Here is a 20670-nt window from a genome sequence, read left to right as displayed (position 1 = left end):
TCAGGCCGCCTCGGGGGCCATGGTGAGGGACGCCCTGCGGTCGGCACTGCCCGCGACGTTGAACGCCAGGGCCAGGAGGTAGTACGCCGCGAAGCCGGCACCGCACCCGATGAACCAGCTGTACTTGGTGATCCAGTCGATGGGCGAGGTCCCGCTGGAGGCTGCCAGGTCCAGGACCTTCGGCACGATCACCGAGCCGAGGGAGAAGACGCTCGCCACGACGAGGGCGTAGATCGCGGCCGGGTTGTAGCCCTTGGAGTACCAGTACTCCCCGTCCTCCTCCATCGTGAAGAGGTCGTCGACGACGATCTTCTGCCGGCGGATCAGGTAGAAGTCGGCGATCACGATGCCGAACAGCGGGCCGATCAGGCCGCCGAGGATGCCCAGGGTCCAGAAGATCGCGTCGTCGTTGTTGTACCAGTTCCACGGGGTCACGATGATCGAGCCGAAGGCGGCGATCATGCCGCCCATCCGCCAGGTGATCCTCTGCGGATTGACGTTGGAGAAGTCGAACGCCGGGCTGATGAAGTTCGCCACGATGTTGATGCCGATGGTGGCGATCACGAAGGTGGCGCCGCCGAGCAGGATCACGAAGGTGTTGTCGTAGCGCTGGACGGTCTCGATCGGGTCGGTGAGCAGCTTGCCGTAGACCGGCACGGTGGCCGCGGCCGTGGTGACGGTCAGCAGCGAGAACAGGATGAAGTTGATCGGCAGCCCCCAGAAGTTGCCCTTCTTCACCTCGCCGTAGGACTTGGCGTAGCGCGAGAAGTCACCGAAGTTGAGCATCGGGCCCGAGAAGTACGAGACCACCGAGGCGATCGCCGCGAGCAGCGCCCAGATCAGCGCCCAGCCCGACAGATGCACGTCGGAGAGGTTGAAGCTGATGTTGAAGTCGGCCTTGAACAGCATCGAGACGCAGAGCACCAGCATGACGACGTACACGGCAGGCCCGGCGAAGTCGATGAACTTGCGGATCATGTCCATGCCGCGCCAGAAGAGCGCTGCCTGCAGGACCCAGAGGATCGCGTAGCTGACGTAGCCGAGCACCGAGAGTCCGAGGAAGCCGTGGATGTCGACGTCGGCCCAGTCCGCCAGCCCGGGCCAGAGCTTGAGGAAGACGATGTTGAGCGACTCGGCGGCCAGGAAGGTCTGGACGCCGTACCAGGCGACCGCGATCAGGCCGCGGATGATCGCCGGGATGTTGGCACCGAGGACGCCGAACGAGGCGCGGCTCGTGACCGGGTAGGGGACACCCGCCTGCTGCGAGGGCTTGGCGACCAGGTTGACGAAGAACTGGACGATCACGATGCCGATGATCAGGCAGACGAAGACCTGCCAGGCGTTGAGGCCGATCGCGAACAGGGAGCCCATCGTGACGTAGCCGCCGACGCTGTGCACGTCGGACATCCAGAAGGCGAAGATGTTGTAGGACTTCCAGGTCTGCTCCTTGAGCGGAGCCAGGTCCTCGTTGGTCAGGCGGGGGTCGTAGTCGCGCTTGGCGACGCCACGGCCCGGCGGGTAGCCGGCCGCTTCGACGATGTCGGCTTCCTTGGAATGCTCCATCAGGGTCTCCTGCGGGGTGAGGTGGCTCAGCTGTCGAGCCGGCCGGTGAGGTGGCTCGACGCTAAGGAGCGGGCGTTTCGGCCGCGGTCTCCCCGTGTCAGCGCAGGATGACGGGAAAGATATAGGTCTTTCGAGCATGCTCAGGACGGTCCGCGGAACAGCTCCGGATCGTCGCGGAGCGCCTCGATCGCCGAGCGCAGCGCGGCGTAGTGCGCGGCGGACTCCGCGACGAGACTGGCGGCGTCGCGGGCGATGAACGCGGTGAGCATGCGGTCGTGGTCGTCGTGCAGCACCCGGTGCTGGCCCCGGTGCAGGCGGGTCATCGGGCGCGCCGGCTCGGTGATGTTCCAGGCGGCCTCGTACATGTGCACCAGCCGCTCCATGCGCGCCGGCGCGATGAGCGCGCGGTGGAAGTGCCGCGACTCCGCGTGGTAGGCGCGGTCGTCGGACTCGGCCACCGCCCGGCCGAGGCGGGCGTGGGACGTGCGCACCCGTTCGTCGTCGGCGGGGGAGGCGTGCCGCACGGCCTCGCGCAGCGCCGCGGCCTCCAGCGCCTCGCGTACGTCGTACAGCTCGCGGAACTCCGCGAAGGTCAGCTTGGCCACGCTGTAGCCCTTGTGGTGGGTGTGGTCCACGAGGCCCTCCCCGGTGAGGACCTTGAGCGCCTCGCGCACCGGGATCTGCGAGACCCCGAAGAAGTGCGCGACCGCCTCGATCGGGATCAGCGTGCCCGGCGGCTCGTCCCCGGAGAGGATGGCGCGACGGAGGTCCTCGACGACCTGCGGCTGCTCGCCGCCGGACGTCGAGGCCACCAGTCGCGCGGTGAAGACCGAGCGGCGCCGGGAGCCGACGCCCGGTCCGCGACCGCCCTCCGCCGGGGTGTTCATGAGGTCGTGGTGTCCATGCCGAACCGGGTGAGGACCAGCCGCTCGGCGAGCTGCGCGACGACGTACAGCAGGATCGACGCCACGGTGACGACCACGAGCAGGCTCCAGATCAGGTCGGTGTTGTTGGCGGCGATCGCCTGGTTGGCCACCTTCCCGACCGAGTCGTCGCCGGTGTAGGTCTCCGCGATCAGCGCGCCGGTGAGGGCACCGGGCACCGAGATGCGCACGGCGGCGAAGATCGAGGGGAGCGCGGAGGGGTAGCCCACCCGGCGCAGGAGGTCCCAGCGGCTCCCGCCGTACACGGTGACCACGTCCCGCATCTGCTCCGAGATCGAGCGCAGACCGAAGGAGATGTTGATCAGCGCGGGGAAGAGCACCACGATCCCGCTCATCACCGCGACGGTGGCGAACCCGTTGCCGAAGATCAGCGTGATGACCGGCGCCAGCGCGACCAGCGGCACGGTGCGGACCAGCATCGCCGTCGGCATCGTGGCGGCCGCGATGCCGCGCGAGACGTAGGTGCCGGTGGCGAGCAGGGTCGCGGCGAGCAGGCCGGCGACGAAGCCGATGCCCGCGTCGCGGAGCGTGATGAGCAGCGGCGGGAGCAGGATGCTCCAGACGTGGTGCTTGGTGTAGGTGTTGTCGTTGATCTGGCGGTCGTGCAGGAGCAGCGAGAGGACCTGGCTGGGCGTGCGCACGAGGAACTCGGCCACGTCGGCGCGCTGCAGCAGCAGCGACCAGGCCAGGGCCAGCACGGCGAGGACGAAGACCAGGTTGAACAGCGGCCGCACGACCGACCGCACATAGCTGAGCATCACGGCTGGCTCGCCCCCTTCGCCCAGGGAGCGACGAGCCGGCCGACCAGCCCGAGCGCGGCGTACGCGACGCCGCAGACGATCGCGCAGCCCAGCCCCAGCGTCCACGCCTGCTCGGTGGCCCGGTTGTTCTGGGTCAGGTAGAGGGACGGCCCGACACCCACCTGGAGCCCGCGGTCGAACCACTCGCCGAGCAGCGCCCCCAGGAAGGCCGCCGGGGCGGCCACCTGGAGCGTGGTGAACAGGGCGGGCAGCGAGGAGACCAGCCGCACCCGGGTGAGCTGCTGCCAGCGGCCGCCGCCGTACACGCTCACCACGTCGAGGCTGGCGTTGTCGGCGGACCGCAGGCCGAGCACGGCGCCCACGACGGTCGTGAACACGACCGACAGCGCCGCCAGGTCGATCGCGGTCCGCGAGGTCGCGCCGGCGTCCTGGCCGGTGAGCGGGTTGACGATCACCAGCAGCGGGGCGAGCACGATGATCGGCAGGCAGTAGGTGATGACCGCGAACTGCATGATCAGCGGCTCCAGGAACGGCAGCAGCAGCACCAGGACGGCCAGCGCGACGGCGATGGCGACGCCGTACAGGTAGCCCTGGCCGGCCTCCTTCAGGGTGACCGAGAAGACCTCGCGGTAGTAGCCGAGGCCCTGGTGGTGGAACTCGCGCAGCACCGCCCAGGGCGTGGGCAGGTGGTGTCGGGAGAGCACGGTCGCCGCGGCGATCCACCACACGGCGAGGGTGGCGGCGATGCCGGCCGTGCTCACCGCGATCGCGCGGAGCCGCTCCTCACCGAGCCGCATCGCTGCCCTGGCCCTCGGGGTCGGCGGCCGCGCCGCCCGAGCCGAAGAGCAGCTCGGAGGCGCGGTCGTGCAGCGCGTGGAACTCCGGGGTGCGCAGCATCTCCGGCGTGCGCGGGCGGGGCAGGTCCACCTCGATGACCTCCTTGATCCGTCCGGGCCGCGGGCTCATCACCGCGACCTGGTCGGAGAGGAAGATCGCCTCGGAGATGCCGTGCGTGACCATCAGGGTGGTCGCGGGCTTCTCGGTCCAGATGCGGAGCAGCTCGAGGTTGAGCCGCTGCCGCGTCATGTCGTCCAAGGCCCCGAACGGCTCGTCGAGCAGCAGGACCGACGGCTTCACCACCAAGGAGCGGGCGATCGAGACCCGCTGCCGCATGCCGCCCGAGAGCTGCGCCGGCTTGGCCTTCTCGAAGCCGGTGAGTCCCACCAGGACGATGAGCTCCTTGATCAGCGCCTCGTCGGGCTTGGTGCCCGCCACCTGGAACGGGAGCCGGATGTTGGACTCGACCGAGCGCCACGGCAGCAGCGCCGAGTCCTGGAAGGCGATCCCGAGCTCGTGGTCGCGGCGCAGCTCGCTCGGGGTCCTGCCCTCGACCAGCGCCGATCCGCTCGTGGCCTCCTCCAGGCCGGCCAGGATGCGCAGGATCGTCGACTTGCCGCAGCCCGAGGGGCCCAGCAGGGACAGGAAGCTTCCCTTGTCGGTGAACAGCGTCGCGTCCTGCAGGGCGACCACCTGGCGGCGGCCGCTGGCGAAGGTCTTGTTCAGGTCCTTGATCCGGATGCCCGTGCCGGCAGATCCCTCCGCGCCGGGCGCGGAGGGATCTGCCGTGAGCCGGCGTGCTGCGTCAGTCACTCAGCAGGTCCGGGTTGTCGGCGTACACCTTGTCGATGAACGAGGTGTCGAACAGCTGGTCGGCCGTGATGTCGATCTTCGCGGTCGCCAGGGACGCCAGGTTGGCCTGGATCATCTCCGGGCTGATCGTGAAGATCCCGTTCTTCGCGGTCTCGTCGGTGTTGACGAGGTCCTCGCACTGGGCCTTGGACTGCTCGATCTCCTTCTTCAGGACGAGCTTCGGGTCGTTGTCGACGCCGTACTTGTCGACCGCGAGCTGTGCGCCCTTGGTGTAGCCGGCCTGGCCGTCGCAGGCCGCCTTCCAGCCCTGGACCTCGGCCTTGAGGAACGCCTCGACCTCGTCGGGGTGGCTCTTGATCATGTCGTCGGTGGTGATGATGGTCTCCGCGACGAAGGGCAGGTTGTTGTCGGCGAAGGGGAGGTTGACGGTGTCGTAGCCGTCGGCCGCGACCAGGAGGGACTCGTTGGTCACGTAGGCGACGAGCCCGTCGATGTCACCGTCCTCGAGCGGGGAGATGTCGAAGCTGTTCGGCACGATCGTCAGGCAGCTCGGGTCGATGTTGTTGGCCTTGAGGAAGGCGTTGAACAGGCTGAGGTTGGGGTCCTGGACGCCGATCTTCTTGCCGCAGAGGTCCTGGGGTGTGGCGATGTCGCCCTTGTCCTTGAGCGACAGGATCGAGAACGGGTTCTTCTGGTACGTCGCCCCGACGATCTTCAACGGGAAGCCGGAGTTGACGATCGCGGAGGCGGTCGACACCGCATTGCTCATGCCGAACTGGGCCTTGCCGCTGGCGACGATCTGCTCCTGGTTGACGGGGCCGGCGAGCATGGTGACCTTGCTGAAGCCGGCGTCGGCGTAGTAGCCGGAGTCGTCGGCGATGTATTCGCCGGCGAACTCGGAGTTCTTGATCCACGAGAACTGCGCCGAGACGCTGCCGAAGGCAGCCGCAGCAGAGGATCCGCCGGCGGGCGCCGCCGGGGTGGAGCTGGAACCACAGGCGGTGAGGGCGGTGGAGAGGGCGAGCAGCGCGCCGGCTGCGAGCACTCCACGCGAACGAAGCTTCATGGGCTGTCCTGTCGTGAGGGGCCGGGCCGGACCCGGCGTTTTCTCGGTGCCCCGAACGTAGGCAGGCCGGGTTTCGCCTTCCGTGCCGCCGCGTTCCGCTGGTGTTACGGGTGTGCCGGTCCGGTCAATTCGCTGGAACGTTCGTTGCAGCGCCGGGTACGACGGGCTCAGTACTCCGTGCGGGCCGGGTCGCCGAGCCAGGCGGTGAAGGGCGTGAACGCGTCGGGGGTCCGGACCCCCACGACCTCGGTCGGCCACGCGGTCGAGGCGCCTGAGAACAGGTCGTGGAAGGCCCGGTCGTCGAACCCGCCCCGAGCGGCGTCCTCGCGGTCGGCGGCGTACACGACCCGGTCCAGGCGCGCCCAGAGCGAGGTCGCCAGGCACATCGGGCACGGCTCGCAGGACGCGTAGAGGGTGAGCCCGCGCAGCGAGAAGTCGCCGATCGCCCGGGCCGCGGCGCGGATCGCGACGACCTCGGCGTGGGCGGACGGGTCGAGGTCGCGCGTGACCTGGTTGGTCCCGGTGGCCACGAGCTCCTCACCACGCACCACCACAGCTCCGAAGGGACCGCCCCCGGCGGCCACGTTGGCCGTGGCCAGGTCGATGGCGGCGCTCAGCCAGGTCTGGTCACTCATCGGGGTCCTCCTCGGGGGTGGGTGCGGCCCCGTGGGCCAGGCGCCAGACCCGGTCGCGGGTCATCGGCAGCTCGTGCGGTCGTACGCCGAGGGCGTCGCGGATCGCGTTGGCCAGCGCCGGCGCCACGGGGTTGTACGACGCCTCGCTCATCGACTTCGCGCCGCGCACCCCGAGGGCGTCGTGGGTGTCGGCGAACAGGACCTCGGTCGGCGGGATGTCGCCGATCTGCGGGACGCGGTAGGAGCGCAGCGTGCGGGTGGTGACCACGCCGCGCACGACGCGGACCTCCTCGAGCAGTGCGCTGCCGATGCCCTGCGCCACCCCGCCCTCGATCTGGCCGCGCAGCTGCTCGGGGTTGATGGGCACGCCGGCGTCCGCGGCCTGCACCGAGTGCAGGATCCGCACCGCGCCGGACGCGGGGTGGACCGCGACGCGGAAGCCGTGCACGTTGAAGGCCACCGAGCGGCGCAGGGCGTTGAGGTCGGTCTCGGCGCGGTCGAGCGCGGGGTCGGCCGCGAGCCGTGCCGCCACCTGCGCCACCGCGACGCCGGCGACGACGGTCCCGGTCGACCCGTAGGCGCCCGTGTCGTGCTCGGTGGCGTCGGTGTCGGACGTGACCAGGCGGATCCGGTCGGTGGTGGTGCCGAGCTCGGCGGCCGCGATCTGGGCGAGCGCGGTCGCCGTACCGTTGCCGAACTCCGCCGTGCCGACGCGCACGGTGACGGTGCCGTCGGGCTCGCGGTGCGCCGAGGCGGTGGCGCGGTGGCCGCGCGGAGGGATGGTCGCGATCATGGCGACGGCCATGCCCTCCCCGATGCGCCACCCGTCGGCCCACCCCTCGGCCGGGTCGGCGGTGGGCGCCGAGCGCAGCCGCGTCTCGACCAGGTCCAGGCACTGGTCGAGGCCGTAGGAGCCGTAGTCGAGGTCGTCGTCGGCGGGGCCGTTGACCACGAAGGGGTCGCCCGGGCGGACCACGTTGCGCCGCCGGATCTCGAAGCCGCTGATCCCGACCTTGCGGGCCAGCTCGTCGAGGGCGCCCTCGATCGCGAACATCACCTGACCCAGGCCGTAGCCGCGGAAGGCGCCGCTGGGCGGGTTGTTGGTGTAGACGGCGTCGCCGCGCACCCGCTTGTTCGCACACCGGTAGACGGCCACCGACTCGTGGCAGCCGTGGAACAGCACACCGGCCGCGTGGTTGCCGTAGGCGCCGGTGTCGGAGAGGACGTCGACGTCCATCGCCGTGAGCACGCCGTCCGCATCCGCCCCGAGACGTACGCCGACGCGGAACGGGTGCCGCAGGGGGACCGCGGTGATCTGCTCCTCCCGAGTCAGCTCGAGCTGCACCGGCAGCCCGAGCCGCAGGACCGCCACCGCGACCAGGTCCTCGACGAGCATCTCCTGCTTGCCGCCGAAGCCGCCGCCGACGCGCGCCGCGAGCACCCGGACCCGGTCCCGGGGGAGATCGAGGATGCGGGCGAGCTCGTCGCGCACCAGGAACGGCACCTGGGTGCTGGTGCGGATGACGAGGCGACCGTCGTCGTCGAGCCAGCCGCGTGCTCCGTGGGTCTCGAGGCTCACGTGGGTGACCCGTGCGGTCTGCCAGGTGCCGGACACCGTGTGGGCGCTCGCCGCCAGGGCGGCGTCGACGGTCCCCACCTCGCCGCTGGTGTGGGCCACCACGTTGCGCAGCGGGTCGGCGATCCCGCTGCCGGCCGCGTCCTTGTCGCCGTGCAGCAGGGGCGCGCCCGGCCGCCGGGCGTCCTCGGGGTCGAAGACGGCCGGCAGGGCGTCGTACACGACCTCGATCAGGCGGACGGCCCGGTCGGCCGCGGCCACCGTGTCGGCCACGACCGCGGCCACCCGCTGGCCGTGGAAGCGCACGACGTCGTCGAGCAGCACGCTGTCGAAGGGGTCGTCCTCGAGCACCTCGTGCCGCCCGCTCGAGTAGTGCACGGGAGGAGAGTCGCGGTGCGTCAGCACGAGGCGTACGCCGGGGACGGACTCGGCCCGCGAGGTGTCGATGGAGACGATCCGGGCGTGGGCGACCGGGGCGCGCAGCAGCTTCATGTGCAGCACCCCCGCCTCGGGGAGGTCGAGCGTGTAGGGCTCGCGGCCCGTCACGATGCGATCGGCGGCAGGTGCGCGCACCGACTCGCCGAACCCGCCGGCCTCCGTCGTGTTGCACCGCCCGGCGAGCGCGTCGCGGATCGAGCGGTAGCCGGTGCACCGGCACAGGTTGCCCTTGAACGCCTGCTCGGCCGCGCCCTCGAGGGAGGCCTCCGTCCCGGCCAGTGCCGACGCGGTCACCACCCACCCGGGGGTGCAGAAGCCGCACTGGTAGCCCGCCGCGTCGCGGAACACGCGCTGCACCGGGGCCAGCGCGTCGGCACCGCCGGCGCCGTCGCCGGCGCCGTCCCTCCCTGCGGCGGCGAGCCCGGCGGCGGTCGTCACGTCGTGGCCGACCGCGCGGACGGCGGGGGTGATGCACGCGTGCACGGGCGTGCCGTCGAGCAGGACCGTGCACGCGCCGCAGTCCCCGGAGTCGCAGCCCTTCTTCACCGCCAACGCGCCGGCCGCCCGCAGGTGGGTGCGCAGGCACTGCCCGGGCTCCGGCGTCGCGGTCACCGCCCGCCCGTCGACCCTCACAGCGCCGCCCAGATCTCGGCGGCGAGCCGCCGGGCCTGGGACTCGCGCCAGTCGGGGGCACCGTGCGCGTCGTCGAACCACACGAGGTCGTCCAGGTCGGCGGGCGCGCTGACGTGGGACGGGCGCGGCGTCGCGGCCGTGACGGTGAGGCGGCGGTCGCCGCTGCGGCCGATGACCACCACCGACGAGCGACCGTGCTCGGTCAGCGCGATCCGGCGGTGCACGTAGGTGCGCCGCAGCGCCTCGGGCGGTACGTCGATCGCACGGATCACCTCGCCGGCGACGAGCGTGGTGCGGCCGTCGCCCACGACGAGGTCGGCGACCTGCTCGACCCGCTCGCCGTCCGGCGTCCAGATCAGCGCCCGGCCGTCGAGTGCGGAGAGCAGCGAGATCATCGCCCCGGCCGGCAGCCCCAGCGCGAGGTTGCCGCCGACGGTCGCGGCGTGCTGGACCTTGAACGACATCACCAGCCCGTCGCAGCAGCGACGTACGAGCTCGGCCAGGGCGCCCCACGGCGCCTGCTGCACCTGCCGGATGGTCGCCGTGCCCGCGATCCGCAGGCCGCCGTCCGGGGCATGCTCCCACGCCGGCCACCCCAGCGAGGTGAGGTCGACCAGGCCCGTCGTGCCCGGCTGCGGCTCCGAGAACAGCCAGGTCCCGCCGCCGACGACCCGCTCGCCCACGGCCAGGGCGAGGTCGGCACGGTCCGCGGCCGCTCGCCAGCTCCGCACGTCCACGAGGTCCACGGCTACTCGATCTCACCCAGTGCGGCGTACGTCGCGGTGATCGAGGCGATCCGCTCGTTGCCCGCGCTGCCGAGCCGCATCAGGACCCCGTCGGCGAGCACGCTGACCAGGCTCATCGCGGCGGCGTAGGAGTCGTAGGCCAGGCCGGAGGTGAGACCGCACTCGAGCCAGACCCGCGCGTGGGGCAGGTGGGCGACCCCGGTGGGATCGCTGATCAGCACCACGTCGGCGCCCGTGGCCGCCGCTCCGGCGACGAAGGTGGCGAAGCCGTGCGGCCGGCGGCGGAACCCGACGGCGACGACCACGTCGCCCGGGCCCAGGTCGGCCAGCTCCTCGCCGAGGACCTGCCCGGGCGCCGGCGCCAGGGTCACGCCCCCGCGGGCCTGGATCAGCTGCTCGCGCAGGTGCAGGGCCACCGGGTAGGAGTTGCGCCACCCGGCCACGAGGACGCGGCCCGCGCCGGCCAGCAGCGCGGCCGCCTCCTGCACCTGGGCCCCACCCACCGCGCGCCTGATCGCGGCGCTCTCGCGCTCCACGTGCTCGGCGAGGTCCGGTACGCCGTCGGTGGCTCGCGGCTCGCCCGCACGCAGCCCGCGCAGGTGCTCGCGGACCTGGTCGAAGTCGGTGAAGCCCAGCGAGCGGAACAGCCGCGACATCGTCGCCTTGGAGACCCCGGCCATCGCGGCCAGCTCCGCGGCGCGGTAGGTGCCGAGCTCGTCGAGGTGCTCGAGCAGGGTCTCGGCGGCCCGCCGCTCCTGCGGGGAGAGCTCGTCGTGCTGGCGGGCGATCCGCTCGTCTATGCGCATGCCGACCTCACCTGTGCCGCGACGGCGAGCACGGCCGTCTCGAGGGCGTCCAGCCCACGCGCCACGTCGATCGCGCGGACGTCCTCGCCGGGGTGGTGGCTGATCCCGTCGTGGCAGCGCAGGAAGAGCATGCCGATGTCGGCGATCGCAGCGATCGCCATCGCGTCGTGCCCGGCGCGGCTCCACAGGCCCATCGGGTCCGGGTCGCCCGTGGCGACGATGCCTGCGACGACGGCCTCCTGCAGCCACGGCGCGCACGGCGCGGCCGGCGCCCGGTGGGTCTCGGTGGTGCTCAGCCGCAGCCCACGGCGCTCGCACAGCGCCCCCACCTCGTCGAGCATCCGCTCCCACATGGCGTCCCGCTCGGCATCGGTGGCGGCCCGCAGGTCCAGCGAGAAGTCCACGCGCCCGGGGATCACGTTGACGGCGCCGGGCCGGGCCTCGATCCGCCCGACGGTCGCGATGCAGTCCGAGGCGCGGGCCATCTCCTCGATCCGCACGATGGCGGCCGAGGCGCCCACGAGGGCGTCCTTGCGGCGTTCGTACGGCGTACCTCCCGCATGCCGGGCCTCGCCGACCACCGTCAGCCGGAACCTGCGCGCGCCGGCGATGGTGGTGACGAAGCCCAGCGACCGGTCGGCCGCCTCGAGGTAGGGGCCCTGCTCGATGTGCGCCTCCAGGTAGGCGACGACCGAGTCGCGGCTGCGCGCGGCGTCGCCGACCGCGCGCGGGTCGAGCCCGAAGTCGGTGAAGGCCTGGCGCAGGGTCGTCCCGTCCCGGTCTCGCAGGTCCCACCAGTCCTCGTCCCAGGTGCCGGCGACGGCCTGAGAGCCGAGCAATGCCTTGCCGAAGCGGGTGCCCTCCTCGTCGGAGAAGCCGACGACCTCCAGCGCGAAGGGCAGCGGGGTGTCGCGGAGGCGCTCGGCGACCGTGATCGCCATCATCACGCCGAGCATCCCGTCGTAGGAGCCCGCATCGGGGACGGTGTCCAGGTGCGAGCCCAGGACGAGGGCGCGCTCGGACCGGCCGTCGCCCTCGCGCCGTCCCCACTGGTTCCCGGCCGCGTCGACCCAGGTCCGCAGGCCCGCCTGGCCCATCCAGTCGGCCGTGGCGGCGTTGGCCATCGCGTGCTCCCGCGTCAGGTAGGAGCGCTCCAGGTGGTGGGGGCGCGCGGAGAAGCGGTCGAGCTCGCTGCACCGCAGCAGCACGGTCGCGGCATCGGTCGGGTCGGTCATCCGGCGTACACCTCCGTGGCCGCCTGTACGCCGCCGCCGGCCGGCACCGCGACGCCGACCGTGCGCAGCGCCTGCTCGAGCGCGGCGAGCGTGACCAGCACGGCGTCCTTGCGGGCGTTGTAGCCCATCGTGCCGATCCGCCACTGCCGCCCGGCCATCGGCCCGAAGGCGGTGCCGATCTCGATGGCGTAGCAGTCGAGCATCAGGGCGCGGACCGCGTCGCCGTCGACGCCGTCGGGGATGTCGACGGCGACGACGTTGTTCATCTTGTGGGCGACGTCGCCGTACACCGACAGCCCCAGGCCCCGTACGCCGGCGAGCATCGCGCGCCCGTGCAGCTCGTGCCGTGCCACGGCCGCGGGCATCGTCTCCAGGGCGAGGAGCCGGGCGCACTCGCGGACGGCGTACAGCATCGAGGTCGCCTCGGTGTGGTGGTTGAGGCGGCGCGGGCCCCAGTAGTCGATGATCTGCGCGAGGTCGAGGTAGTTCGACGCGATCGCCACGCCGCTGTCGCGGTCGTCGTCGGAGCGGATGCCGGCCTCGACGTGCCGGCGCGCGCCGATCACCTCGGCGGCGCGCGGCGAGATGGTGATCGGCGCGGAGCCCGACGGACCGCCGAGGCACTTCTGCAGCCCGGCCGTGGCGACGTCGACCCCCCAGTCGTCACTGAGGAAGGTGTTGCCGCCCAGCGACGCGGTCACGTCGACGTAGAGCAGCACGTCGTGCTCGCGGCAGACGGCACCGATGTCGTCGAGCGGCTGGAGCATCGTGGTCGAGGTGTCGCCGTGCACCATGGCGAGCACCCGGGGCCGCACCCGGACGACGGCGTCCCGGATCTGCTCGGGGTCGAACACCTGGCCCCAGGGCACCTCGATGGTCTCGACCTGCGCGCCGCAGCGCTGCGCGATCTCGACGAGCAGGTGGCCGAACCGGCCGAAGATCGGGACGAGGACGGTGTCGCCCGGCGTGATGAGGGAGACCAGCGCCGCCTCGATGCCCGCGCGTGCGGTCCCGTCGACGACGAGCGTCCAGCGGTTCGCGGTCGAGAAGACCGTGCGCAGCAGCCCGCTCGTCTCGTCCATCGTCGCGGTCATGAACGGGTCGAACTGCCCCACCAGCGGCGCCCCGAGCGCGGCGAGCACCCGCGGGTCGGCGCTGATCGGACCAGGACCCATCAGCAGCCGCGCGGGCGGGCTGATCGGTCCGGGCACGCTCCCGGGCGATGTCATGGGTTCCTCCTGAGCTGCTGGCCCCACCGGTGGTCCGGCCGGTCGACGTCGATCGCGTTGCCGCGCACCACCGAGCGGGTCACGCGCCCGCCGTACCGCTGGCCGTCGTACGCCGAGATCGGGTTGCGGTGCTTGAGCCGGGTCGCCTCGATGCGGAAGTCGACGGCCGTGTCGTACACGGCGAAGTCGGCGTCGGCGCCGACCTCGATCCGGCCCTTCTGCGTGAGGCCGACCAGGTCGGCGGTGTTGCGCGACATCCACCGGCTCAGCGAGGCGAGCGGTACGCCGCGCCGGCGGGTCTCGTGGGCCAGGGCGCTGAAGCCCACCTGGAGCCCCGACACGCCGCCCCACGCCTGCTGCAGGTCGCCGCCGCCCCGCGCCTTCTCCTCCGCGGTGGCGGGGGAGTGGTCGCTGACGATCGTGTCGATGATGCCGGCGCGCAGTGCCGACCACAGCTCCTCGCGGTTGCCCGCGTCGCGGATCGGCGGGCAGCACTTGAACTGCGGGCTCGCGTCGGGGATCGTCTCGGCGGCGAAGCAGAGGTAGTGCGGGCAGGTCTCGACCGTGACCGGCAGGCCCTCGTCGCGCGCCGCCTGGATGCGGTCCAGGGCCCGCGCGCTCGACAGGTGCAGGATGTGCACCCGCGCGCCCGTCTCGCGCGCGCCGTCGAGCACGAGCTGGATGGCCTCGAGCTCGGCCTCGTCGGGACGGGAGTGCAGGAAGTCGGCGTACGCCCGGCTCGGCGGCTTCGGTGCCTCCTCGAGGACCCGTGCGTCCTCGGCGTGCACGATCATCCGTCCGCCGAAGCGTGCGATCTCCGTCAACGAGCGCAGGAACTGGCCGCGGTCCAGCTGGGGGAACTCCTCGACGCCCGAGGGGGCCAGGAAGCACTTGAAGCCGAAGACCCCGGCCTCCCAGAGCGGCTCGAGCTCGTGCAGGTTGTCGGGCACCGCGCCGCCCCAGAAGCCGACGTCGACCATCAGCTCGCCGTCCGCGGCGCGCTGCTTGGTCGCCAGGTGCTCCACCGTGGTGGTCGGGGGGATGGAGTTGAGCGGCATGTCGACCAACGTGGTCGCGCCGCCGAGCGCGGCCGCCTCGGTGGCGCTGACGAAGCCCTCCCACTCGGTCCGCCCGGGCTCGTTGATGTGCACGTGCGTGTCGACCACCCCCGGCAGGAGGTACGCCGTGTCCGCGACGCTGAGCACCATGCCGTCGACCTCGTGCTCGAACGGCTCGACGGACTCGACCACCCCGCGACGGACGGTCACCGTCGCCGGGACGAACTGGTCGCCGACCAGGACCTGGCGGGCACGGACGGCGTCGATGCGCATCGGTGCCTCCTACGCGAACGCCGGGACCGCGGCCCATGCGCGCGGCTCGGCGGGCTCGTCGTCGCGGGCGATGGTCGCCTGGATCAGGCCGTAGGGCCGGTCGGCGGCGAAGAAGACCTCCTGCGGGTTGTCCAGCCCGAACGGGGTCAGGTCGACCAGGAAGTGGTGCTTGTTCGGGCAGCTCAGCCTGACCTCGGCGATGGCGGGGAAGGCCTCCAGCACCGCCTTGCCGATCTCGAAGATGGTCTGCTGCAGCGCCAGGGAGTGGATGCGTGCGAACGTCTCCAGCACGAGTGCCCGGACGGCCTCGTAGGTGGCGTCGAAGTCGATGCCCAGGTCGGTGTAGCGCCACCACGCCGTCACCGAGGTCGCCAGGATCCGGTCGTCGGTCTCCGCGAGGGTCGTGTAGCGGTCGCGCGGGAAGCCGTGGAACTCCGAGCCGGTCGACTTCAGCACCGTGCAGTCGGTCAGGCCCGAGATCACGAAGGGCTGGTCGCCGTCGTACTGGACCACCGTGCGGCGTACCTCCCCACCGGCGCGGACGAACGCGTGGTCGTGCGGGGCACCGTCCACGACGATCCGGTCCCATGCGTAGGACTCGGCCGAGAGCTGCGACCCGGTGACGTGGTCGACGCCGGCGAAGTGCCGGCCCAGGGTGAGCAGGAACCGCTCGGGCGAGCCGATCCCGTGCTCCCGGGCGAAGGCGTAGACGGTGTTCTTCTGGGTGTCCGTGGCCAGCACGTGGCTGTTGTCGCCGGAGACGTGGGCGGCCGCGAAGTCCCCGCGCAGCTGGGTGGAGACGTTGAGGTCCTCGATCCGGTGCACCGGGGTGTCCCGGGTGACCCTGACCAGCCGGCACTCCGCCTTGCCGTACTGGTTGTCGCTGAGGATGACGGCCACGGTCAGCTCCCTCGGTAGGCGGTGTAGGAGAAGGGCCCGAGGAGGACCGCCAGGTGGTAGTGCGGCTGCTCCGCGTCGACGGTGAAGGCGAGCTCGATCCGCGGGAACAGGGTGTCGCGGCCCTGCTCGGCGAACCAGGCTCCGGTGGCGAGCGCCAGGACGTGCTCGCCGGGGCCGGTCGAGCCCTCGAACGCGACCCTCCCGTCCGCGTCGGTGGCGACGACCAGGGGGCTGCGGTCCGGTGCCGACAGCGTGACGGACAGGCCCGCGGCCGGGCGGCCGGTGCCGGTGTCGAGGACGTGGGCGCTGAGGGTGGTCATGCGAGGAGTGCCTCCAGTCGGAGAAGGGCGATGTCGCGGAGCTCGGCGGTGGTGACGGCGAGCTCGGAGGCGGGGTCGTGGGTGAGCCGCCGGTCGAGCTCGGCGAGCACGTCGTGCGCGGTGCGTCCGCGCGCACGGATCAGGAAGACGCGCCCGAAGCGGTCCTCGTAACGCCGGTTTCCTTCGGCGATGCGATCCAGCAGCTCGGTGTCGTCACGGTCGACGCCGGACTGCTCCTGGGCCGACATCGCCGCACTCGCTCCGGAGCCGCCGTGCCTCTCGCCGATCCGCGGGTGGTCGGCGAGCGCCGCCTCGACCTCGGCGTCGGTCCAGGTCGCGCTCTGCGCGTGGGCCGCGGAGATCAGCGCCGGTACGTCGGCATAGGGACGGCCGGCCTCGAGAGCCCGGGCCCAGGCGTCGATGTCGACGCAGGCACGCAGCAGGTCGACGACCCTCGCCGCCGGAAGCGCGTTGAAATCGGAGACCTGCACGCCGCCAGTCTAAGAAACGGCCGTTTCAACGGGGTTACAACGACATGGCCATCGCCAGCAGGTCGCGATCGCGGCCCGGCGCGGCCAGCAGCGAGACGCCGCAGGGCAGTCCCGATGCGGTGGTGAGGGGGAGGTTGACCGCGGGCAGGCCGCCGATCCCGGCGATGCAGGTCAGGGCCATCGTGGCGTCCCGGGTGGTCTGGAGGACTGCCGGGTCGGCACCCAACGGGGGCGCCGGGGAGGAGGTCGAGGGCACCACCAGGATGCGGTCGCCGAGGAACGCCAGCACCGCCGCCCGGGCGGCCTCCACGACACCGGAGGCCCGGTCGCGCTCCTCGGGTGTGACGGACGAGGCGACCTCGAACCGACCGCGTACGTCGGCGCCGAGCGTGTCCCACCGGCCCTCGATCCACGACCCGTGCGACTGCCAGGCCTCCCACGCCTGCAGGGTCTGCATCGCGGTCCGCCACCCGGCGAGATCCGGCTCCCAGCCCTCGGTGGTGGCGTCGGGCAGCCAGCGGAGCAGGGCATCGACGACCTCGGGCTCGGCGTACGACAGCAGCGCGGGAACCACGACGAGCCGGCCCGGTGTGTCGCTGCGGCCCGGGGGCAGCAGTACGTCGCCGACGCGCGCGAGCAGCTCGACCGTGCGGGTGAGCCAGCCGACGGTGTCGAACCGGGGAGCCAGGGGGAGCAGGCCGCCGCGCGACACCGCGCCGTGCGTCGTACGGATCCCGAACAGGCCCTGGTAGGCGGCGGGGACCCGGATCGAGCCGCCGGTGTCGGTGCCGAGCCCGATCGACGCCATGCCCAGGGAGACCGCCGAAGCCGAGCCCGAGGAGGAGCCGCCCGAGATCCGGTACGGCGCCCGCGGGTTGGGCGGTGTGCCGTGGTGGGCGTTCGTGCCGGCCAGCGAGTAGGCGAACTCGTCGGTCCGCGCGATGCCGGTGACCGAGGCCCCGGCGTCGAGCAGTGCGGCGACGGCGTCGGCGTGGGCGGTCTGCGGCTCCGCCGCCGAGAGGTACGCCGGGTTGCCGGCGCCGAGCCGATGGCCGGCGACCGCGAAGAGATCCTTGACCGCGACCCCCTCCCCGGAGAGTGGGCCGTCCGGGGCGCCCGTCACGAGCGGCGCGCCGACGGCACGCCAGATCCGCGTGTCGAGCGCCGGTGCCGGGACCGAGACGTGGGCCGCGGTGACCCGCCAGCCGGCGGGCGTGCGCTGCCACAGCTGGGTCTGCTGGCCGCGTCCGCCCCGGGCGAGCTCGGTGACCGCGACCACCAGCGCGTGGTCCTGGTCGACGGCCTGGACGTGGGTGTCCACGATCGTGCGCGCGGGCGTCCCGCCGCGGGTCCGCCGGAACGCGGCGATCGCGCCGTGGCCGACCAGCAGCCCGTCGGCATCGCCGCGCAGGGTGTCCGGCCCGGGGGCGAAGAGCCGGTCGAGTGCCTCGACGTCGTCGGCGAGCAGCGCCGTCTCGTAGCTCCAGAACGCCTCGAGGAGGCCCGCCGGCGGATCGTCGGTCACGAGAAGTCGCTCTTCCTGATCGTGGCGTGCACACCCTTGACCACGTCGACCACCTGCGAGATGCGGAAGTCGGTCGCCGCGGACAGATAGGCGTAGGCGTAGGCCGGGTCCATGCCGAACCGTGCCTGGAGGAGCGCGATCGCCGCCCGGACGCAGTTCTGCATCGCGACGTCCAGGTCCTCGTCGAGACCGGTCGGCACGAGGAGGTCGCCGGTCTCGGCCAGCGGCCCGGCCAGCTCGCCGAACCGCGCGACGGCCGTCTCGCGGGCGACGACGTCCAGCCGCACGGTCGCCCGCAGGGACGCCTCGAGCGCCGTCAGCGAGACCTCGCCGTCGCCCTGGGCGAAGTGCGGGTCTCCCACGTAGGCCAGGCCGCCGTCGACCTGCACCGGCAGGTAGAGCGTCGACCCCGCGGTCAGCAGGGAGATGTCCAGGTTGCCCCCGTGCGCGCCCGGCGGCACCGAGTGCGGCCGTCGGTCACCGGCCACCGCGACGCCCATGATCCCCAGGAACGGCCGGAGCGGGAAGCGCACCGTCTCCTCGCCCCCGGGCCGGCGCGGGAGCACGCCGTACTGCTCGCCGTCGATCTCCTCCACCCAGGAGAAGGCGGAGAAGAGGTCGCCCTCGCGCGGGTACTCGGCGGGCAGCGCCCCCTTCGCGTGACGGTTGGAGATGACGCCGTACGGCACGCGCGGCAGCGTCTCGACCACCGTGATCGCGAGCAGGTCACCGACGCGCGCGCCGTCGACCGCGATCGGGCGGGAGACGACGTGCGGGCCGTCGACGCCGAAGGTGCGGGGGTGGTCGGAGGCGGCGAGGGCGCGGGCGTCGTCGAGCACCTCGGCGACGTCGTACGCCGCGAAGTACGCCGCCGGGTCGCGACCCTGGTCCTCGAGCATGCCCTCGTGGCTGATCGTGTCGACCGTGACCTCCGTGCCCGGCGCCACCGTCAGCACCGGCGCGTCGGCCGCACACGGCAGCCTGCCCCACAGGACCGCGTCGGGGTCGGCCGGCAGGTAGGTGCGCGACCGGAGGGGGCCCCGGCCGGGCTGTAGTGCGCTCATCGCCGGTCACCGTAGGCTGCCAATGTTTCGGCTACGTCTCACCACAGCGATAGGTTGGTTGGCGATGTCAACAGCGCCCGTGAACCCCGCCGCCACCGAGGACCACTCCGGTGAGTACACCCACGCTCAGATCCTGACGATCCTCTCGGGACTGCTGCTCGGCATGTTCCTGGCAGCGCTGGACCAGACCATCGTCTCGACGTCGATCCGCACCATCGCCGACGACCTCAAGGGCCTGAACCTGCAGGCGTGGGCGACCACGTCGTACCTGGTCACCTCGACGATCACCACCCCGATCTACGGCAAGCTCGGCGACCTGTGGGGCCGCAAGAAGCTGTTCATGTTCGCGATCACGCTGTTCACGGTCGGCTCGATCCTGTGCACCTTCTCGCAGTCGATGTACGAGCTCGCGGCCTTCCGCGCGGTGCAGGGGCTGGGCGCCGGCGGCCTGATGACCCTGGTGCTGGCGATCATCGGCGACATCGTGTCCCCGCGCGAGCGCGCCAAGTACACCGGCTACTTCATGGCCACCTTCGGCACCTCCTCGGTGCTCGGGCCGGTCATCGGCGGCTTCCTGGCCGGCACCACCTCGATCCTCGGCATCGCCGGATGGCGCTGGGTCTTCCTCGTCAACGTGCCGATCGGCGTCCTCGCGCTGGCCGTGGTGTGGAAGACGCTGCACGTGCACCACGTCCGCCGCGACGCGAAGGTCGACTGGATGGGCGCGCTCGCCCTCGTCGTGTGCCTGGTGCCGCTGCTGACCGTCCTCGAGCAGGGCCAGGGCTGGGGCTGGGGCTCGGGCCGCTCGATCCTGCTCTTCGCGATCTCGGTGATCGGCCTGGTGCTCTTCGTCGCGGTCGAGGCGAAGATGAAGCTCAACGCCCTGATCCCGCTCAAGCTGTTCACCATCCGGCCGGCCGCGGTCACGATCGTGGCCAGCATCATCGTCGGCGCCGGGCTGTTCGGCGGCATGATGCTGCTGCCGCTGTACATGCAGATCGTGCACGGCGCCTCGCCCACCAAGGCCGGCTTCATGATGCTGCCCATGGTCGCGGGCATGATGACCGCCTCCATCGGCTCCGGGAAGATCATCTCCAAGACCGGCAAGACCCGGCTGTTCCCGATCTTCGGCACCCTCGTGATGGCGCTCGGCATGTTCCTGCTCGCGCACATCACGGCCGACACCCACCTGTGGCTGGTGATGATCTACATGGCGATCGTCGGCTTCGGGGTCGGCAACTCGATGCAGCCGCTGATCCTGACCGTGCAGTCGTCGGTCCCGCCGACGGCCATCGGCGTGGCCACCTCGAGCGCGACCTTCTTCCGGCAGATCGGCGGCACCATCGCGGTCGCGGTGTTCCTCACCGTGCTCTTCAACGGCGTCCCCGGGCACATGCGGCAGGCCTTCACCGACGCCCGGTCGACACCCGAGTTCCAGGCGGCCGCCGCCGCGGCGCTCAAGGAGCCCGCCGGCTCGCTGGACCACCGGCTCGCCTCCGGCGACCAGTCGGTCGTCGCGGGCGTCACCGAGGACTCCTCGATCATCAACGCGCTGAGCCCCCAGCTCTCGCACCCGATCAAGCAGGCCTTCGCCGAGTCGATGCAGCCGGTGTTCTGGTCCGCCTCCGGCCTCGGCGTGCTCGCCTTCCTGGTGCTGCTGCTGATGCCCGAGGTCGAGCTGCGCAAGACCTCGGCGTCGGCGGCCCGGGCCGCGGCCGCCGAGTCCGCCGGCTGAATCGTCGCCGGGCCCCCGCCGC

General features: G+C 72.1%; 19 protein-coding genes. 1 reads left to right on the top strand and 18 read right to left on the bottom strand.

Annotated elements, in window-relative coordinates; all coding sequences use genetic code 11:
• From ACYU8V_RS21310 to ACYU8V_RS21225, 18 genes are all read right to left on the bottom strand, one after another.
• Positions 1–1563, bottom strand: a complete 1563-nt coding sequence (locus ACYU8V_RS21310) for an NCS1 family nucleobase:cation symporter-1 (RefSeq protein ID WP_460850245.1) — start codon at positions 1561–1563, stop codon at positions 1–3.
• A gap of 140 nt (positions 1564–1703) precedes the next feature.
• Positions 1704–2450 carry a GntR family transcriptional regulator gene (locus ACYU8V_RS21305; RefSeq protein ID WP_460850244.1) on the bottom strand — a complete coding sequence of 249 codons (747 nt, stop codon included), beginning with the start codon at positions 2448–2450 and terminating at the stop codon, positions 1704–1706.
• Complete coding sequence (locus ACYU8V_RS21300) at positions 2447–3265, bottom strand: ABC transporter permease (RefSeq protein WP_460850243.1); 819 nt, start codon at positions 3263–3265, stop codon at positions 2447–2449. Before ACYU8V_RS21300 ends, ACYU8V_RS21305 begins: the two co-directional genes overlap by 4 nt.
• A complete protein-coding gene (locus tag ACYU8V_RS21295) occupies positions 3265–4065 on the bottom strand; it encodes an ABC transporter permease (protein ID WP_460850242.1) in 801 nt (266 codons plus the stop codon). Before ACYU8V_RS21295 ends, ACYU8V_RS21300 begins: the two co-directional genes overlap by 1 nt.
• The gene (locus ACYU8V_RS21290; RefSeq protein ID WP_460850241.1) at positions 4052–4918 is read right to left on the bottom strand and encodes an ABC transporter ATP-binding protein; all 867 of its coding nucleotides are present in this window, start codon (positions 4916–4918) and stop codon (positions 4052–4054) included. The genes ACYU8V_RS21295 and ACYU8V_RS21290 overlap by 14 nt, the downstream gene beginning before the upstream one ends.
• A complete protein-coding gene (locus ACYU8V_RS21285; RefSeq protein ID WP_460850240.1) occupies positions 4911–5984 on the bottom strand; it encodes an ABC transporter substrate-binding protein in 1074 nt (357 codons plus the stop codon). Before ACYU8V_RS21285 ends, ACYU8V_RS21290 begins: the two co-directional genes overlap by 8 nt.
• A gap of 167 nt (positions 5985–6151) precedes the next feature.
• Complete coding sequence (locus ACYU8V_RS21280; protein WP_460850239.1) at positions 6152–6619, bottom strand: nucleoside deaminase; 468 nt, start codon at positions 6617–6619, stop codon at positions 6152–6154.
• Positions 6612–9266, bottom strand: coding sequence for a molybdopterin-dependent oxidoreductase (locus ACYU8V_RS21275; protein WP_460850238.1), 2655 nt, complete (start codon positions 9264–9266; stop codon positions 6612–6614). Before ACYU8V_RS21275 ends, ACYU8V_RS21280 begins: the two co-directional genes overlap by 8 nt.
• Positions 9263–10012 (bottom strand): FAD binding domain-containing protein, encoded by a 750-nt coding sequence (locus tag ACYU8V_RS21270; protein ID WP_460850237.1) that lies wholly within the window; start codon positions 10010–10012, stop codon positions 9263–9265. Before ACYU8V_RS21270 ends, ACYU8V_RS21275 begins: the two co-directional genes overlap by 4 nt.
• A 2-nt stretch (positions 10013–10014) precedes the next feature.
• The gene (locus ACYU8V_RS21265; protein WP_460850236.1) at positions 10015–10818 is read right to left on the bottom strand and encodes a MurR/RpiR family transcriptional regulator; all 804 of its coding nucleotides are present in this window, start codon (positions 10816–10818) and stop codon (positions 10015–10017) included.
• Positions 10809–12053 (bottom strand): allantoate amidohydrolase, encoded by a 1245-nt coding sequence (locus ACYU8V_RS21260; RefSeq protein ID WP_460850235.1) that lies wholly within the window; start codon positions 12051–12053, stop codon positions 10809–10811. The genes ACYU8V_RS21265 and ACYU8V_RS21260 overlap by 10 nt, the downstream gene beginning before the upstream one ends.
• Positions 12050–13282: a pyridoxal-phosphate-dependent aminotransferase family protein gene (locus ACYU8V_RS21255; RefSeq protein ID WP_460850234.1), complete on the bottom strand. Its 1233-nt coding sequence runs from the start codon at positions 13280–13282 to the stop codon at positions 12050–12052. Before ACYU8V_RS21255 ends, ACYU8V_RS21260 begins: the two co-directional genes overlap by 4 nt.
• Positions 13279–14613 (bottom strand): allantoinase AllB, encoded by a 1335-nt coding sequence (gene allB, locus ACYU8V_RS21250; protein ID WP_460850233.1) that lies wholly within the window; start codon positions 14611–14613, stop codon positions 13279–13281. The genes ACYU8V_RS21255 and allB overlap by 4 nt, the downstream gene beginning before the upstream one ends.
• A 9-nt stretch (positions 14614–14622) precedes the next feature.
• A complete protein-coding gene (gene pucL, locus ACYU8V_RS21245) occupies positions 14623–15513 on the bottom strand; it encodes a factor-independent urate hydroxylase (RefSeq protein WP_460850232.1) in 891 nt (296 codons plus the stop codon).
• A gap of 2 nt (positions 15514–15515) precedes the next feature.
• Positions 15516–15833 carry a hydroxyisourate hydrolase gene (gene uraH / locus ACYU8V_RS21240; RefSeq protein ID WP_460850231.1) on the bottom strand — a complete coding sequence of 106 codons (318 nt, stop codon included), beginning with the start codon at positions 15831–15833 and terminating at the stop codon, positions 15516–15518.
• On the bottom strand, positions 15830–16324 hold the full coding sequence (gene uraD / locus ACYU8V_RS21235) for a 2-oxo-4-hydroxy-4-carboxy-5-ureidoimidazoline decarboxylase (protein ID WP_460850230.1): 495 nt from the start codon (positions 16322–16324) through the stop codon (positions 15830–15832). The genes uraH and uraD overlap by 4 nt, the downstream gene beginning before the upstream one ends.
• 34 nt (positions 16325–16358) lie before the next feature.
• Positions 16359–17849, bottom strand: a complete 1491-nt coding sequence (locus ACYU8V_RS21230; RefSeq protein ID WP_460850229.1) for an AtzH-like domain-containing protein — start codon at positions 17847–17849, stop codon at positions 16359–16361.
• The gene (locus ACYU8V_RS21225; RefSeq protein ID WP_460850228.1) at positions 17846–18913 is read right to left on the bottom strand and encodes an acetamidase/formamidase family protein; all 1068 of its coding nucleotides are present in this window, start codon (positions 18911–18913) and stop codon (positions 17846–17848) included. Before ACYU8V_RS21225 ends, ACYU8V_RS21230 begins: the two co-directional genes overlap by 4 nt.
• A 64-nt stretch (positions 18914–18977) precedes the next feature.
• Here ACYU8V_RS21225 and ACYU8V_RS21220 point away from each other — a divergent pair, with 64 nt between their 5' ends.
• Positions 18978–20648 (top strand): MDR family MFS transporter, encoded by a 1671-nt coding sequence (locus ACYU8V_RS21220; protein WP_460850227.1) that lies wholly within the window; start codon positions 18978–18980, stop codon positions 20646–20648.
• Positions 20649–20670 lie beyond the last annotated feature (22 nt).

Source organism: Nocardioides ultimimeridianus (assembly GCF_054777895.1).
This window is presented reverse-complemented; position numbering and strand designations above follow the sequence as displayed.

Bases quoted from the DNA above. Each gene is read 5' to 3' on its own strand.
- ACYU8V_RS21295 (WP_460850242.1), bottom strand. From the start codon at position 4,065: ATGCGGCTCGGTGAGGAGCGGCTCCGCGCGATCGCGGTGAGCACGGCC.
- ACYU8V_RS21265 (WP_460850236.1), bottom strand. From the start codon at position 10,818: ATGCGCATAGACGAGCGGATCGCCCGCCAGCACGACGAGCTCTCCCCG.
- allB (WP_460850233.1), bottom strand. From the start codon at position 14,613: ATGCGCATCGACGCCGTCCGTGCCCGCCAGGTCCTGGTCGGCGACCAG.
- ACYU8V_RS21280 (WP_460850239.1), bottom strand. From the start codon at position 6,619: ATGAGTGACCAGACCTGGCTGAGCGCCGCCATCGACCTGGCCACGGCC.
- ACYU8V_RS21285 (WP_460850240.1), bottom strand. From the start codon at position 5,984: ATGAAGCTTCGTTCGCGTGGAGTGCTCGCAGCCGGCGCGCTGCTCGCC.
- ACYU8V_RS21225 (WP_460850228.1), bottom strand. From the start codon at position 18,913: ATGAGCGCACTACAGCCCGGCCGGGGCCCCCTCCGGTCGCGCACCTAC.
- uraH (WP_460850231.1), bottom strand. From the start codon at position 15,833: ATGACCACCCTCAGCGCCCACGTCCTCGACACCGGCACCGGCCGCCCG.
- ACYU8V_RS21305 (WP_460850244.1), bottom strand. From the start codon at position 2,450: ATGAACACCCCGGCGGAGGGCGGTCGCGGACCGGGCGTCGGCTCCCGG.
- ACYU8V_RS21300 (WP_460850243.1), bottom strand. From the start codon at position 3,265: ATGCTCAGCTATGTGCGGTCGGTCGTGCGGCCGCTGTTCAACCTGGTC.
- ACYU8V_RS21260 (WP_460850235.1), bottom strand. From the start codon at position 12,053: ATGACCGACCCGACCGATGCCGCGACCGTGCTGCTGCGGTGCAGCGAG.
- ACYU8V_RS21220 (WP_460850227.1), top strand. From the start codon at position 18,978: ATGTCAACAGCGCCCGTGAACCCCGCCGCCACCGAGGACCACTCCGGT.
- ACYU8V_RS21255 (WP_460850234.1), bottom strand. From the start codon at position 13,282: ATGACATCGCCCGGGAGCGTGCCCGGACCGATCAGCCCGCCCGCGCGG.
- ACYU8V_RS21310 (WP_460850245.1), bottom strand. From the start codon at position 1,563: ATGGAGCATTCCAAGGAAGCCGACATCGTCGAAGCGGCCGGCTACCCG.